General features: G+C 24.9%; 1 protein-coding gene. It reads left to right on the plus strand.

The genetic code is table 4. The features are described 5' to 3' along the window. A partial coding sequence (locus M0D11_RS06060; RefSeq protein ID WP_252321022.1) for a hypothetical protein occupies positions 1 to 1012 on the plus strand: 1012 nt, incomplete at both ends.

Genomic DNA, 1012 nt, shown 5'->3' on the forward strand with positions numbered 1-1012 from the left:
TTTTGAATATTGCAATGACAAATGATAATAATATTTATATTGGAACAATTGCAGGTTTATATAAATCAAATAATGGTACAGATTTTGAATTAGTAGATATTAAAACGGGAACTAGTAACGAGATTAGAAGTTTAGCAATCATTAATAATACTATATATGTAGGAACTTATAATAAAGGTTTATATGCAATAAATTTAATAGAACAATTGATAAAAATAAATAAACCTGATACTTTTGATAAATCATGACCTTTATACAATGGAATTGTTTATAATTCTGCACAAAAAATTGATATTAAAGATAACCTAGTTGCAAGTGCTATATTAGATACTCATTCAATTACTGTTCCAACAATAGATTTAGATATACCTATTGGTGAACACAATTTAATTTTGACTTTGAAAGATAAATCACTTGCCAGTGTTTTTGGTGGCGATACCTCAACTGGAAAAGTGACATATAAATTATGAGTAAAAACAGCAATTGATAAAAATAAAATCGATTATCAAACAAAAATTGATGATACACAATTATATACTGGTTTAGTTTCAAATGCTGGAAATACCAATAATGCAGATATTATTCAAACAAAAATTAAAAATGGAACTGGAACACATGATGCTAGTTTAAATATTGATTTTAAAGATATTTTGATTGATTTTGATGTAAACAAAAGTTTTTATGCACAAGGAACAATTGACGAAACAACAAATAATTTCACAGCAACTGGTTCTAAACAGAAAATAAATAAAAATTTGTCAATCAAAACAGATGGTATATATCATTTACATTTAGAAGATACAGTAGGAAATACTTATGATAGTTACTTAGAACTTGGTGAAAGCAATTGAAAATTAAAAGGTACTTTTGATGATAGTGAATTAGATAAACTTAAAACAAAACTTAATGTAACTGTCAATTTAACTGATCCTAGCCAAAAATCAAAAGCTATGGGTTGATTACATCAATATGAAAATTTTGTAGAAAATAAATTTAATGAAACTATAAAAAC

The organism is Spiroplasma endosymbiont of Lariophagus distinguendus (genome assembly GCF_023846195.1).
Classification (GTDB): Bacteria; Bacillota_I; Bacilli_A; order Mycoplasmatales; family VBWQ01; genus Spiroplasma_E.